Here is a 14047-nt window from a genome sequence, read left to right on the forward strand (position 1 = left end):
TGCGGATGGTCAAGAATTGTCACGGAATCGAGTGACGGTCAGCCGGCCGGGATGATGTCGAACGCCACCAAGGCGATCACCACGATGCCCAGGATCACCCGGTAGATGATGAACGGCGTGAAGCGGTGGGTGGCGATGTACCGCAGGAACCACGCGATGGCGGCGTAGCCGACGGCGAACGAGATAAGGGTGGCCAGGATGGTCGGCCCCCAATCCGGGGCCTCGCCTTCGCCGATGGAGAACAGCTCCAGCACGCCGGACATCAGCACCGCCGGGATCGCCAGCAGGAAGGAGTACTCCGCCGCCTGCTCCCGCCGGTAGCCGAGCAGCAGCCCGGCGCCGGTCGTGCCGCCGGAGCGCGAGACGCCCGGGATGAGGGCCAGCGACTGGGCGAGGCCGTAGGTCAGCGCGTGCGGCAGGTTCAGGTGACGGTCCAGGGTGAGCTCGTTGCGGGCCAGCCGGTCGGCCACCGCGAGCAGCAGGCCGAAGACGATCAGGCAGGCGCCGACCAGCCGCAGGTCGCGCACGGTGGTCTCGATCTGGTCCTTGAAGGCCAGGCCGAGCACGCCGATCGGGACGCTGCCCGCGATCACGTACCAGCCCATCCGGGCGGCGGGCAGGCCGCGCAGCTCGGGCGTCCACAGCGCGCGGGTCCAGGTGGAGATGATGTCCCAGATGCGGCGCCGGAAGTAGATGAGCACGGCGGTCTCGGTGCCGAGCTGGATCACCGCGGTGAACGCGGCGCCGGGGTCCTCCCAGCCGAAGAAGGCGGACACCACCCGGACGTGGGCGCTGGACGAGATGGGGAGGAACTCGGTCAACCCCTGGACCACGCCTAGAACGAACGCCTCGAACCAGCCGATCAACGAACACACCTTCCGGGGGAGGGGACGCGGCCCGCCGACGGGCCGGACGCGGACGCTGGCCCCTGAGGCTAGCCGAATTCGGCACCGCCCGGATTCGGTCGAACGGCCGATGTGCCCGGTTCGCCGCGCGGCCCGCCGCCCCGCCCCCCGTCCGCCGCCCGGCCCCGTCCGCCGCCCGGGCACGCCTCGGGCCTGCCCGGCCCCGGCACGCCGCCGCCCCCGGCCGGACGTCGTGACCGGGCGGGGGGGGGCGGGCGGCGCCGGCCGGTGCGGCTCAGACGTCGATGCGGGCCTCGGGGCGGCCGGGCAGCTCCCAGTGCGTGTGGTAGAAGCCCTCGCGGTCGTCGCGGCGGTAGGTGTGCGCGCCGAAGAAGTCGCGCTGCGCCTGGATCAGCGCGGCCGGCAGCCGTTCGGCGCGCAGCCCGTCGTAGTAGGCGAGCGAACTGGCGAAGCCGGGCGCCGGGATGCCCCGCCGGATCGCGGCGACGACCACCTCCCGCCAGGCGTCCTGCCCCTTGCTGATCTCGGCGGCGAAGTTCGCGTCGCTCAGCAGGGTCGGGGTGGCGGGGTCGGCCTGGTAGGCGGCGCGGATGCGGTCCAGGAAGTGCGCCCGGATGATGCAGCCGCCGCGCCAGATGGTGGCCATCGCGCCGAGGTCGATGTTCCAGTCGTACTGCTCGCTGCCCGCCCGGATCTGGTCGAAGCCCTGGGCGTAGGCCACGACCTTGGAGGCGTACAGCGCCTGCTCGACGGCGTCGGCGAAGGACGCCTCCAGGCCGGCGCCGGACGCGCCCGGCAGCTCGCGGGCGGCCCCGCGCACCGCGGCGTGGCCGGACAGCGAGCGGGCGAACACCGCCTCGGCGATGCCGGTGACCGGCACCCCGAGGTCGAGCGCCGCCTGCACCGTCCACCGGCCGGTGCCCTTCTGCTCGGCCTGGTCGAGCACCACGTCGACGAACGGCCGCCCGGTGGCGGCGTCGGTGTGCGCGAGCACCTCGGCGGTGATCTCGATCAGGTACGACTCCAGCCGGCCGGAGTTCCAGGTGCGGAACACCTCGGTGATCTCCGCCGGGGACAGCCCGGCGCCCTTGCGCAGGATGTCGTAGGCCTCGGCGATGAGCTGCATGTCGGCGTACTCGATGCCGTTGTGCACCATCTTGACGAAGTGCCCGGCGCCGTCCGGCCCGACGTGCGCGCAGCACGGGACGCCGTCGACCTTGGCCGCGATGTCCTCCAGGATCGGCCCCAGGGACGCGTACGCCTCCGCCGACCCGCCCGGCATGATCGACGGTCCTTCCAGCGCGCCCTGCTCGCCGCCGGAGATGCCCACGCCGACGAAGTGGATGCCGAGCTCGCGCAGCGTGCGCTCCCGGCGCCGGGTGTCGGCGTAGTGCGCGTTGCCGCCGTCCACCAGGATGTCGCCCGGCTCCAGCAGCGGGGCGTACTCGTCGATGACCGCGTCGGTGGACAGGCCGGCCTTCACCATGATGATCATCTTGCGGGGCCGGGCCAGCGAGGCGACGAACTCCGCCGGCGTCTCGGCCGGTATGAAGTCACCCTCGTGGCCGAACTCCTCCATCAGCGCCGTGGTCTTGGCGCTCGTCCGGTTGTGCACCGCGACCGGGTACCCGTGCCGGGCGAAGTTGCGCGCCAGGTTCCGGCCCATGACCCCGAGCCCGGTGACGCCGATGACCGCCTGCTGTGCCATTCCGATCACTCCCCTTCCCATCGGGCAATACGCCCGGGAGCGCGGCCGGGTTCGACCGGGGGCCGATGGCTGCGCCGGCGCATCACCCGTCAATTCTGGACGAGGCGGCCGATCGGGCTGTCATCGAGGTGGGAAAGCAGGTCCTGGCAGTCCTTGTAGACGGCCATCGCGCCCGCGTCGGTCAGCGACGCGGTGTCGATGCCGCCGGACCGGACGGCCACGCAGCCGACCTTCGCGGCCCGGGCGGCGACGCAGTCCCAGACGCTGTCCCCGACCAGCAGCGCGTCCTGCGGGCGCAGCCCGGACTTCTCCAGCGCCTGCCGCACCGGCTCGGGGTCCGGCTTGGACCGCTCGACATCCCCGGCGTGCACCAGCACCGAGACGGCGTCCTCCGCGCCGGTGATCGCGATCAGGCGTTCGGCCTGGTCCTTGGGCGCGCTGGTGGCGATGATCACCTCCAGGCCGCGGGCCGCCACGGTGCGCAGCAACTCGCCCGCGCCGGGAACCGCGCGGACCTCGCCCAACCGCGCCTGGTACCGCTCCGCGTGCGTGTCGGAGATCGTCTGGATCTCCTGGTCGGTCGCGTCCGGCACCAGATAGTCGAGCAGGGCCCGGTCCGCGCGGCCGACGGCCCCGTGCACGTCCACCATCTGGACGTCCCGTCCGGCCCGCCGGAAGCCCTCCCACCAGGCGACCACGTGCAGGTAATCGCTGTCGACCAGCGTGCCGTCCAGGTCGAATATCACTCCACGCCGCATGTCCACCACCCCTGTGTCGCTCGCCGGCCTCGCCCCGGAGCCCCGGCGAAGGACGGCCGATACATGTCACCTTCATTACCCCGGCGCCCGCCGCTACACCGGGCCGGAGGTCCTGCGGGCCGCCCCGGCCGGCGGCGCGGGGGGTCAGGCCGGGGCCGCGCAGGAGTCCTGGGTCGCGTCGATGCCGGTCAGCTCCTTCTCCGCGAGCGGCGGCGGCTTCACCCCGCGCCAGTCGTCGCCGATCACCAGCACCAGCCGCCGGGTGGTGGCGGCGGGCACCGGGAGATTGCGCGAGACGAGCAGATCACCGGCCAGGGTGGGCACCGAGGTCGCGCCGCCGGGGGAGTACTTGATGGTGGTCTTCGGGTACGGCTTGCGGCGGGCGTCGCCCACGTGCACCACCGGATAGCCGAGCCGTTCCAGGTCGGCGGCGACCCGGGCGCCGAGCCCGCCGCGGTTCGTGCCGTTCTGCACCACCACCTCGACCGTGGACTTCGGCACCTTGCCCTGCCGCCCGGTCCTGATCTGCGAACCCTTGAGCGTGCCGTCCGTCGCCACCAGGCGGAACAGCTGCCGCGCCTGCGGCTGCACCCACTCCACCCGGCCGGGCTGCGTCAGCGAGTAGTGCCAGGGGGTGGTGACGAAGCGGATGTTCCCCGCGGCCAGCCCCTGCGCGCCCGCCGCCAGGTCCTTCATCACCCCGACGGTGAGGGCGGGATCGGTCGTCACCGACCGGGTGGCGGCGTCCAGGAAGCGGAACAGGGTGGCCGGGTCGCGGAGCGTGGCCCCGCTCATGGCCTTCTTGACCATGGACGCCAGGAACATCTGCTGGCGCTGGATGCGGCCGATGTCCGAGCCGTCGCCCAGGCTGTAGCGGGCGCGCACGTAGCCGAGCGCCTGCTCGCCCCGGACGGTCTGCCGGCCGGCCGGCAGGCGCAGCATGGCCTTGCGGTCGTCGATCGCCTTCGGCACGCAGATCTCGACGCCGCCGAGGGCGTTCACCATGCTCTTGAACCCGGTGAAGTCGACCTTGACGAAGTGGTCGATGTGGATGCCGGTGAGCGACTCGATCGTCTGCCAGGTGCAGCCGATGCCGCCGAAGTTGAACGATTCGTTGATCATGCCGAGGTGGGCCCGCTGCCCGGGCAGGCCGTTCTTCGCCCGGCAGGCGGGCAGCTGCACCAGCGAGTCACGCGGGAAGCTGACCAGCAGCGCGTTGTCCCGGCGCGGCGAGATGTGCGCCAGGATGATCGTGTCGGTGCGCTCGCCGAACTCCCGGTGGCCGTACTTGGCGTTGGCCCCGGCCCGGGAGTCGGAGCCGACGAGCAGCACGTTGATGGCCCTGCCCAGCTTGACGGGCCGCCGGCCCAGCTCGCCGGGGTCCACCGCCACGTGCTTGATGTTGCCGCTCAGCCGGGTGTAGGCGCCGACCAGCGTGGCGCCGCCCGCCACCGCCACGCCGGCCACCGCGGCGACCGCGCACCACACCCATGGCATGAACCGCCGCCGGCCCGGGCGCGCCGCGGAATCATCCGCAGGCCGGACGGCAGGCGTGTCGAGGAGCTCGCCGCTCAACTGGTCCCCATGTGATCGGCCAGGGCTGTGGCCGGGGCCACGCACCGACGAAGGTCGGCCGGGTCCCCGCCCGGCGAACCGCCGGCAAGTCTAGCGATCGTGATGATATTCCTGCCGCTCCGTCACCGTATTCGCAGCAAAGGTTCATTTTCCGGCCACTATGCGCTCCGGGGACGACCGCAGGAGCCGTGCTTCGGGGGGAAAGGTACGCTCTTTTCGTGATCAGTACGAATCCTCCCGAGGCGGCGACGTCGGTCTGGGGGACCGAGCTGCTCGACCTGCCGGCCTACCTGGACCGGATCGGCCGGCCCGCGCCCGCCGCCCCGACCGCGGAGACGCTGCGCCTGCTGCACCGGGCGCACGTCGAGGCCGTTCCGTTCGAGAACATCGACGTGTTCCTCGGCCGCGAGCTGCGGCTGGACCCGGCCGGGCTGCAGGCCAAGATGCGGCCCGGTCGCGGCGGTTACTGCTACGAGCAGAACCTGCTCTTCGGCGCGGTGCTGGAGCGCCTCGGCCACCGGGTCGAGCGGCAGCTGGCCCGGGTCCGGATCGGCGCGGACCGGGTGCGCCCGCGCACCCACGCCATGCTGGTGGTGCACGCAGACGGCGGCCGGTGGCTGGCCGACGTGGGGTTCGGTGCCGAAGGGCTGCTGGAGCCGCTGCCGCTGGTCGGCGGCGCCACCGTCACCGTGGGCGCCCGGACCTGGGATCTCACCCATCATGACGGCGACTGGGTGCTCCGCGCGGTGCGGCCGGACGGCCCGGTCGACCTGTACACCTTCCGCGAGGAGCGCCACCACCCGGCGGACTTCCAGATGGCCAACCACTACACCGCCACCTCGTCCCGGTCGCCGTTCCTCGGCGCGCTGGTGGCCCAGCGGAGCGGCCCGCGGGTCCGCCACACCCTGCGCGACCTGCGGCTGACCGAGGCGACTCCGGACGGGACCGCCGAGCGTGACATCGCGCCCGGCGAGCTGGCGGGCGTGCTGCGCGAGACCTTCGGCATCGTGCCGGACGCCGAGGACGAGCGCGCGATCATCGCCCGGCTCGCCGCGGCCCCAGCCTGACCATCTGCCGCGGAGCCGCTGCGGGCCCGGGCCGGGCGCGCGCGTGCCGTGCCGGTCCGGCGTGATCAGCGCGCCGAGCCGGCGAGTTCGCGGCCGCCGGCCGGGCCGCCTGGACCCGGTCCGGCGGTCTCCCGGCGGGCCGCGGCCCGGGCCAGCCGGTGACCGAGGCGCTGCGCCGGGGTCTCCACGTACCGGTAGGTCAGCGCGGCACAACCGGCCACCGCCGCGAACAGCACCGCCTCCCAGGCCAGCCGGGCCGGCAGCGGGATCCCGGCGGGGTCCACGGTGATCCGTCGGATGACCTGCACCACCAGCGGGTGCAGCAGGTAGACGGAGTAGCTGGCCAGGCCGAGCCAGGCCAGCACCGGGGAAACCTCGCGGTGGCGCAGCGCGAGACCGGCGGCGAAGGTCAGCCAGGCGGCGACGACCGCCACCGACCAGCTCCATTTGAACTCCACCTGCGCGGCCGGCGGCATGCCCCAGCCGGGGCCGTGCAGCACAGCCGCGGTGACCGACAGCACCGGCACCAGGGCGATCGGCAGGGCGGCCCGCAGCGAGGACGAGCGCTCCAGGCGGTAGATCGCGGTGCCGCCGAACATGGTGGCGAGGATGATCAGGCTCTGCCAGGAGCCGACCCGGCTGTTGGCGGTGACCAGCAGCAGGACCGGTACGGCGAGCAGCACGGCGCCGCAGGCCCGGATGCCGGGCCGGCCGGTGAGTACGGCGGCCAGCCCCGCGACCAGCACGAACGTGGCGCCGGCCACCACCGGGCCGGTGCCGAGCACTCCGGTCAGCCGGCCGGCCGGCACCAGGGCGCCGGCGGCCAGGGCGCAGCCGGCCAGGGCCGCCGAGGTCCCGGCGGCGGCCCGGTGCACGCCGAGCACGAACATCGCGGTCACCAGCAGGTAGAACGCCATCTCGTAGGACAGCGTCCAGAAGACGTTGACGATGCTGGACACCTGGAGCAGGTCCTGCAGCATGGTCAGGTGGGCCAGCCCGGAGGTCCACGGCGCCGCCGCCGTCTGGGCGGGCAGCGACGAGTACACCTGCAGCAGCCCGAATCCCGCTCCCAGCACCGCCACCACGGCCCACAGCGGGTACAGCCGGAAGAACCGGGTGACCCAGAAGCCGCGCACGCTGCCGCGCCGTTCCAGCGACACCGGGATGACGTATCCGCTGACCAGGAAGAACACCAGGACGCCGTACTGTCCGAAGTCGAACCACGGGCTCACCGCGTTGCGGACCTCCGGCAGCAGCGGATCCAGCGAGTGCTCGAAGACCACCAGGAGCGCGGCGATGCCGCGTAGCGCGTCCAGCCACTGCTGGCGGGGCCGGCGGGCCTCCGGTGGCGCGGGCGGACGTGGTCCGGGCCGGGGCGGCCGGCCGGTCAGGTCGGACATCTGCCGCTTGCTACCCGAGATTTCCCCTCATTCACCATGCACTCACGCTATGGCAGTAAAACGGGTGAAACGGTCAAAGGGCATCAATACTCAGGGAATCCTCAGGCGGCCGGATCAGGCGGGCGGGTCGTCGTGGTGGTGCAGCAGGCCGGTGAGGACGTCCTCCATGGTGGCCACCCCGATCACCCCGCCACCCTCACCGACGACCGCCGCGAGCTGGGCGCGGCTCTTGCGCATGGTGGCCAGCACGTCGGCCAGCGTCGTGCCGCCCGGCACCCGCGGCAGCGCCCGCACCGGCAGCGGCTCGTCCCGTGCGTGCCCGTTCAGCGCGTCCAGCACGTGCAGGTAGCCGCACAGCTCGCCGGGCGCGTCCCCATGCACCGGGAACCGGGAATGGCCGTGCCGCCCGGCCTGTGCCTGCAACTCGATGCCGCGGGTGGTGGCCGGCACGCTGACCACCTCGGCGATCGGCGTCATGACCGAGGCCACCGGGCGGGCGCGCAGTGAGAGGGTGCCGATCATGCGCTGGTACTCGTCCTGGTCCAGCAGGCGGTGCCGGCGCGACTCGCGGATCAGCGCGGGCATCTCGTCGGGGGTGTAGACCGAGCGCACCTCCTCGGCCTTGGGGATGCGCAGGGCCCACAGCACCGCCGCGGCCAGGCCGTTCACCACCACCAGCAGCGGCCGGGTGGCCCGGGCGACCAGGCGCAGCGGCGGGACCAGCCACAGCGCGGCCCGGTCCGGTCCGGAGAGCGCGAGGTTCTTCGGCACCATCTCGCCGATGATCACGTGTGCCGAGACCACCAGGAACATGGCCAGCGCGAAGGCGAACGGATGCACCAGGCCGGCCGGCAGGCCGAGCGCGCCGAACAGCGGCTCCAGCGCGTGCGCGAGCACCGGCTCGCCGACCGCGCCCAGCGCCAGCGAGGCGAGCGTCACGCCGAGCTGGGCGGCGGCGAGCATGAGCGGCACGGAGTCCATCGCGGCGAGCACCGCCCCGGCCCGCCGCGACCCCGCCTTGGCGGCCGGTTCGATCTGGGTCCGGCGCGCGGAGATCAGGGCGAACTCCGCGCCGACGAAGAAGCCGTTGACCGCCAGCAGGGCCAGCACGGCGAACGCGTCCAGCAGCGTCATCGGTGCTCCTCCGGTGCGCCACCCGGGGCGCTGAGGATGATCCGCTCGACCCGGTGGCGGCGCACCGCGTCCGCCTGGAGCGTCCAGCCGTCCACCACCACACCGTCCCCCGGGTCCGGGATGCGGCCCAGCCGGCTGATCAGCAGCCCGGCGAGCGTCTCGTACGGCCCCTCGGGCATCCGGAAGCCGGTCCGCTCCTCCACCTCGTGGGCGCGCAGCACCGCCGGGAGCGTGGCGGAGGCACCGGGCGGGAGCGGGAGGTGCTCGGGCTCGGCCGAGCCCTCCTCCGGCAGGTCGTACTCGTCGGCGATGTCGCCGATCAGCTCCTCGGCCAGGTCCTCCACCGTGACGATGCCCGCGAAACCGCCGTACTCGTCGACCACCACCGCCATCTCCGCGCGCGCCTCGAACAGGCGGGACTGCAGGGTGGCCAGGTCCAGCGACTCGGGGACCAGCAGCGGGGGCCGGCGGATCTCGGCCACCCGGACCCGCGCCCGGTCCGCCTCCGGGACGGCGAAGGCGTCCACCACCGACGCCACCCCGGTGATGTCGTCCATCTCGCCCGCCGAGACCGGCAGCCGCAGGTGACGCTCCCGGCGGGCCAGCGCCAGGAACACCTCGACCGTGTCGGCGTCGGTCACCGTGACGCAGTCGGTGCGCGGGGTCATCGCCTCGGCCGCCGTGCGGTCCCCGAAGCTCAGCGCCCGGCGCAGCATGGCCGCGGTGCCGGTGGGCAGCGTGCCCGCCTCCGCCGACAGCGTCAGCAGCAGGCTCAGCTCGTCGGCCGACCGGGCCGAGGCCAGCTCGTCCTGCGGCTCGGCGCCCACGGCGCGCACGATGGCGTTCGCCAGCGCGTTGCACGCCTTGATGAGCGGGGCGAACGCCGCCGAGAACATCCGCTGCGGCGGGGTGGACAGCCGCGCCACCGCCAGGGGACGGGACAGCGCGGCGTTCTTGGGCACCAGCTCGCCGAGCACCATCTGGCTCACCGTGGCGATGAGCAGCCCGAGCAGTGCCGCCACGCTGTCGGCCCCGCGCTCGGGCAGGCCCGGCACGGCGTGCACCGCCGGGCGTAACAGGTCGGAGATCGCCGGCTCGGCCAGCACCCCGAGCAGCAGCGAGGTGATCGTGATGCCGAGCTGGGCGCCGGACAGCTGGAAGGAGAGTCGGCGGATCGCCGCGAGAATGCCCCGTGCCCCGCGGTCACCGGCCGAGGCCAGCCGCTGGACCTCACCGCGCTCCACGGTGACCAGGGAGAACTCGGCCGCGACGAACACGCCGTTCGCGATGACCAGCGCCAGCGCGCCCAGCAGGAAGACCAGGTCGACGGTCATCGTGTCGTCCTCCCGCGGGGCCGGCCGCCGGACGGGCCTGGCGTGGAGTCCGGTCCCCCGCGGGCACACCGTATCGGTACCGCCCAGGGTGGCGGAACGGGCGTTCCCCGGGTGGCCGGCACCGCCGCGGCCGTGCCCCGGTCAGCGGGGTGTTCGGTCACGCAACTCCTCCGGTCAATCCCTCATTCCATCTCCAATGGTGCACCCGGCCACCGGATGAATTGTCTTCAGGCCGGGAACGTCCTGGTGCGGAAGAGGCGGAGAACGGCGACCCCGGTGAAGCGCCCGAAGCGGCGTCCGCGCCGGGGCCGGTGAACGGCGCGAGGAGGCATTCGTGACCGGAACCAAGCTCACCCGGGCGCGCTGGACGCACGTCGCCTTACCCAGTTGCGACCTGGACCGGGCCATCGACTTCTACACGACCATGACGCCGCTCGAGGTGGTCGCCCGGCACCGGGACGGCGACGGCCGCAACGCCTGGCTGGCCGACCGCGGGCCGGCGGAGGAGCCGTTCGTCCTGGTCCTGGTGGAGTTCGCCAAGGATCGCGGCGTGCCGAGACCCCAGCTCACCCCGTTCGCGCACCTCGGTATGGAGGTGCCCGAGCGGGCGGAGGTGGACGAGATCGCCGGCCGGGCCCGGCGGATGGGCTGCCTGCATTGGGAGCCGAGGCTGCTGCCGCCGCCGGTCGGGTACGTGTGCGCCCTGACCGATCCGGACGGGAACGTGATCGAGATCTCCCATGGCCAGCAGGTGTACGAGGAGGTGCGCGCCCGGTGGGCGGGCCGCCCGCGGGACTGAACCGGCCCTACCGCCGACTATTTTTTTCGGATTCCCGGTCATCGCGGCTATTGCGGGTTCGGGATATGCCGCTCGCCTTCTTGTGAAAACTCGCTCGATACGGCATTTTTTGTGCATGCCGCCGCCGCCCGACCGAGTAAGACAGGACTTTGCCCAATCCAGAGTTCGCCGCGCTGAGTAAAGTTTCGCGCGACGTCCACCGCCCGGCCGTCCACCCGGCCGGGTCGATGGTGCTCCCGGGGCCGGTCGTACCGGTGGCCCGCCGGCGCCGGCCGGGCGGCCCGCCATGGCCATCGGCCGGATGTCCGGTCCGGCCGGGCCGCGTCATCGGCGAACACCCGCCAGTGACATCGCGAAATTCCATAAGAGGTGATCAACCGTGGTTCCGCCCACCACCGCGATCGCGGACGTCCTACAACTACGCGGGCTCACCGGCTGGCTGAGCCCGCCGCTGCGCCCGGTGCACCGCTCGCTGGGCCTGCTCGGGCGGGCCCGGACCGTCCGGGTCGAACCAGGACCGGGCGGGCACGGCATGGCCCCGCTCTACTCGATGATGGACGAGGACCTGTCCGGTCGCGTCGTCGTCGTGGCGGGCGCCCAGGCCGCGGCCGGCGCGGTGTGGGGAGAGATCCTCACCCGCGCCGCGCTCGCCCGCGGGGCGGCCGGCCTGCTCGTGGAGGGCGGGGTGCGTGACGTGAACGCCTTTCGCGACCTCGGCCTGCCGGTCTGGGCCCTGTACGAGGCCACCGCAGGTCCCGGGCCCGAGGTGCACGTCGCCTCGGTGGGCGGGGCCGTGGAGATCGCCGGCGTGCTGGTGGACGAGCAGACCTCGATCGTCATGGACGGCTCCGGGGTCGTCGCCCTGCCCTCCACCGACCTGTTCCCCGACTGCTACATGTACGCCAACGCCGAGGAGGACGTCGTCTCGGCGCTGCGGGACGGGGCGTCGCTGGCCGAGGCGCACCGCCACAAGGAGGACCTGATGGCCAAGCTCCGCCGCGGGCGCTGAGCCCGGCCGCGTCCGGGCAGGACACGGCGGCCCGGACATGACGGCGCGGGCGGCCCCGGCGATCGGGGCCGCCCGCGCGGCGTCCGGGTCACTCGCCGGTGACGGCCCGCTTGACGTCGTGCGCGGCGTCCTTGACCCGCTCGCCGGCCTGCTTGAGCTTGCCGCCGGCCTCCTCGCGCTCGCCCTCGGCGCGCAGCCTCTCGTCGTCGGTCGCGTCGCCGATGCCCTGCTTGGCCCGCCCCTTGAGTTCCTCGGCCTTGTTCGCGAACTTGTCGTCGGCTCCCATGCCGTGCCCCTTCCCCTCGGCTGCTCTCACCCCCTCGCCTGTCCGGGAGGCGGGCGGATAAACGCGCCCCTGGTATAGGCGGGACAAAGTCCGCCGCGGCCACCGGCGAGCGCCCCGGCCGGTCGCCGGGGCGGAGCGGTCAGAACAACCAGTCGAGCAGGCCGCCGCCACCGTCGCGGGTGGGGCTCGGCGCGGGCTCGGGCGACCGGGCGGGCGGCTCGGACGACGCGGTCGGCGACGGCGACGGCTCGTCCTGCGGCCGGTCCGGCCGCGGCTCGCCCTCCGGCGGGTTGCCGGTGGCCGTCGGGCGCGGCTCGGGCTGGGTGACCCGGGTACGGGTGGCCGTCGGCCGCGGGGCCGGGGACCGGTCGGCCCTGCTCCGGGTGGCGGCCGGCCGGGGCGCGGCCGTCGGGCTCTGCGGCGCCGCCGTCTCCTCCGGCGGGGCCGTCGCATCGTCGGCCGGCTCCTCCAGGGACGGGCCGGCCGACGGGGTGGTGTCGTCGAGGGTGGGATCGGGCGCGGGAGCGCAGGAGGCCGGTGCTGCGCAGGCGGCCTCCGGGCTGCCGCCCACCGAGGCCGAGACGATCCAGCCGCCGGTCACCGCCAGCACGACGATCGCGGCCAGCGCCAGCACCAGGCGACGGTTCTGGCCGCGCTTGCGCTCTTCCTCCTCGTCCGCGCTGGTCCAGCCGGAGCCGAGGAAGCCGCGCGGCTCGTCACCGTCTCGTTCCTCGCCGTCCAGGCCGAGGTCGCCGGCCGGTTCGCGGTCGCCCGGCGCGGGCTCGCCGGGCGCGGCCCGCTCGACGCGGGTGTGGTCGACGCGGGTCTGGTCGTCGGGGGATTCGGCACCGGGCCGCCCGCCGTCCTTGGTCCGGTCCCACCCGTCGGAGAGCAGGTCGCCGCCGGTCGGTTCCGGTTCGTCGCTCCAGTCGACGTTGAACGGGCCGGTCTGCTTGACCGGATCCTCGTCGGGGCTGGGGGTGACGTCGCGGCCCATGCCGAACCTCTCTGCTGGAAATCCTGACCGCGCAACTTCTTAGCAGGTCTGACAACGCTTGTATGGAAACTTCGCAGAATTTCTGGACAAGAGGCATCGCCTCACCGGTCACCGTGGCCCCATCGGCACCGTCCCGGCAAAGCCGGCCGGAGGCGGGCCCGGCCCCCGTCCGGCGCCCGCCCCGGATCGTTGCCCGTCCCGAGGCCGGCCGTTGGCACCACCATGACGGGAGCGCGCGGCACGCCGCGGGCCACGGGAAACGGGCCGGCTCCCCGGCGGGCCGGGCCGCCGCCGGGCTCGCGGCGTCGTACGTTTGGAAAGAGGGGACCACCGCGTCCGCCACCGGCGATGCCGGCGGAAGAAGACGCAGGTGGCGGGCGGGCGACGGGCGGGTGACGGGCAGGGCCGAACGTCCCGGCCGCCGGGCGCCGTAAGCCTCTGCCGGGGTCGTCCGGGCCTGACCGACCCTGGAGGGAGATTCCCTGACAGGGAGGTGCGCCATGCGATCCTTGGCCAGGTGGACGATGCGGTGTGTTCGCCGCTACCGGTTCGACCGCAACCCGCTGCGCCGGCGTTCCGACCGGATCGAGGCGGTGGCCGTACTGGTCACGATGCTGGCGGTGCTGGCCGCCGTATGGCCGGCCCTGCTCGCCGGCCGGGTCGTCTACCAGCGCGGTCTGGTCGCCGAGCGGGTCGAGCCGGCGGTGCGCCACCGGGTGACCGCGGTGCTGCTGGAGGACGCCGCGAGCTCCGACACGGTCACCTCGCAGGGCGCCGTCCTCGGCATCAAGGCCAAGGTGATGTGGCACACCCCGGACGGCCGGGCGCGTAGCCAGGTGGTACCGGTCCCCGCCCAGGCCAAGGCCGGCTCGACGCTGAAGATGTGGATCGACGCCGCCGGGCGGCCGGCTGCCGCGCCGCGTACCCACCCGCAGACCGTCGCGGACGCGGTGGTCGCCGGCTTCGGGGTCTTCGCCGGCGGCACCGGCCTGCTCATCGGCGGGCTGGCCCTGGCACGGTGGTCGCTGGACCGTCGCCGCTACCAGGAATGGGAGGAGGCGTGGTCGACCGCGCACGACCGGTGGCGGCGGCCGCGGCAGCCGTGAGGCGGCAC

At 73.7% G+C, this 14047-nt stretch carries 13 protein-coding genes; 4 read left to right on the forward strand and 9 right to left on the reverse strand.

Annotated elements, in window-relative coordinates; translation table 11 throughout:
* Window positions 1-38: 38 nt before the first annotated feature.
* The 4 genes from Sru01_RS32175 to Sru01_RS32190 form a co-directional block, all read right to left on the reverse strand.
* On the reverse strand, window positions 39-875 hold the full coding sequence (locus Sru01_RS32175) for an undecaprenyl-diphosphate phosphatase (RefSeq protein ID WP_239137927.1): 837 nt from the start codon (window positions 873-875) through the stop codon (window positions 39-41).
* Window positions 876-1140: 265 nt separating this feature from the next.
* Window positions 1141-2574 carry an NADP-dependent phosphogluconate dehydrogenase gene (gene gnd, locus Sru01_RS32180; RefSeq protein WP_203993759.1) on the reverse strand — a complete coding sequence of 478 codons (1434 nt, stop codon included), beginning with the start codon at window positions 2572-2574 and terminating at the stop codon, window positions 1141-1143.
* An 89-nt stretch (window positions 2575-2663) separates the two neighbouring features.
* Complete coding sequence (locus tag Sru01_RS32185; protein WP_203993761.1) at window positions 2664-3332, reverse strand: HAD family hydrolase; 669 nt, start codon at window positions 3330-3332, stop codon at window positions 2664-2666.
* Between the two features lie 144 nt (window positions 3333-3476).
* Window positions 3477-4829: an LCP family protein gene (locus Sru01_RS32190; protein ID WP_203993763.1), complete on the reverse strand. Its 1353-nt coding sequence runs from the start codon at window positions 4827-4829 to the stop codon at window positions 3477-3479.
* Window positions 4830-5125: 296 nt separating this feature from the next.
* Here Sru01_RS32190 and Sru01_RS32195 point away from each other — a divergent pair, with 296 nt between their 5' ends.
* Window positions 5126-5974 (forward strand): arylamine N-acetyltransferase family protein, encoded by an 849-nt coding sequence (locus tag Sru01_RS32195; RefSeq protein ID WP_203993765.1) that lies wholly within the window; start codon window positions 5126-5128, stop codon window positions 5972-5974.
* Between the two features lie 65 nt (window positions 5975-6039).
* Here Sru01_RS32195 and Sru01_RS32200 read toward each other — a convergent pair whose 3' ends face one another.
* The 3 genes from Sru01_RS32200 to Sru01_RS32210 all read right to left on the reverse strand — a co-directional run bounded on the left by Sru01_RS32200 (window position 6040) and on the right by Sru01_RS32210 (window position 9842).
* Window positions 6040-7374 (reverse strand): acyltransferase family protein, encoded by a 1335-nt coding sequence (locus Sru01_RS32200; protein WP_203993767.1) that lies wholly within the window; start codon window positions 7372-7374, stop codon window positions 6040-6042.
* Window positions 7375-7488: 114 nt separating this feature from the next.
* Entirely contained in the window at window positions 7489-8508 is a 1020-nt protein-coding gene (locus Sru01_RS32205; protein WP_203993768.1) for a hemolysin family protein, read from the reverse strand.
* Window positions 8505-9842 (reverse strand): hemolysin family protein, encoded by a 1338-nt coding sequence (locus Sru01_RS32210; protein ID WP_203993771.1) that lies wholly within the window; start codon window positions 9840-9842, stop codon window positions 8505-8507. Before Sru01_RS32210 ends, Sru01_RS32205 begins: the two co-directional genes overlap by 4 nt.
* A gap of 334 nt (window positions 9843-10176) precedes the next feature.
* Here Sru01_RS32210 and Sru01_RS32215 point away from each other — a divergent pair, with 334 nt between their 5' ends.
* Window positions 10177-10641 carry a VOC family protein gene (locus Sru01_RS32215; protein ID WP_203993774.1) on the forward strand — a complete coding sequence of 155 codons (465 nt, stop codon included), beginning with the start codon at window positions 10177-10179 and terminating at the stop codon, window positions 10639-10641.
* Between the two features lie 379 nt (window positions 10642-11020).
* Window positions 11021-11650 carry an RraA family protein gene (locus tag Sru01_RS32220; protein ID WP_203993776.1) on the forward strand — a complete coding sequence of 210 codons (630 nt, stop codon included), beginning with the start codon at window positions 11021-11023 and terminating at the stop codon, window positions 11648-11650.
* 88 nt (window positions 11651-11738) lie between these two features.
* Here Sru01_RS32220 and Sru01_RS32225 read toward each other — a convergent pair whose 3' ends face one another.
* Window positions 11739-11936, reverse strand: coding sequence for a CsbD family protein (locus Sru01_RS32225; RefSeq protein WP_203993778.1), 198 nt, complete (start codon window positions 11934-11936; stop codon window positions 11739-11741).
* A gap of 139 nt (window positions 11937-12075) precedes the next feature.
* Complete coding sequence (locus tag Sru01_RS32230; protein WP_203993780.1) at window positions 12076-12933, reverse strand: hypothetical protein; 858 nt, start codon at window positions 12931-12933, stop codon at window positions 12076-12078.
* Between the two features lie 500 nt (window positions 12934-13433).
* On the opposite strand from Sru01_RS32230, the gene Sru01_RS32235 reads away from it, so the two are divergent.
* Entirely contained in the window at window positions 13434-14039 is a 606-nt protein-coding gene (locus tag Sru01_RS32235; RefSeq protein WP_203993782.1) for an Rv1733c family protein, read from the forward strand.
* Window positions 14040-14047 lie beyond the last annotated feature (8 nt).

Origin of the sequence: Sphaerisporangium rufum (assembly GCF_016863395.1) — a bacterium.
In the GTDB taxonomy this organism is placed as follows: Bacteria; Actinomycetota; Actinomycetes; order Streptosporangiales; family Streptosporangiaceae; genus Sphaerisporangium; species Sphaerisporangium rufum.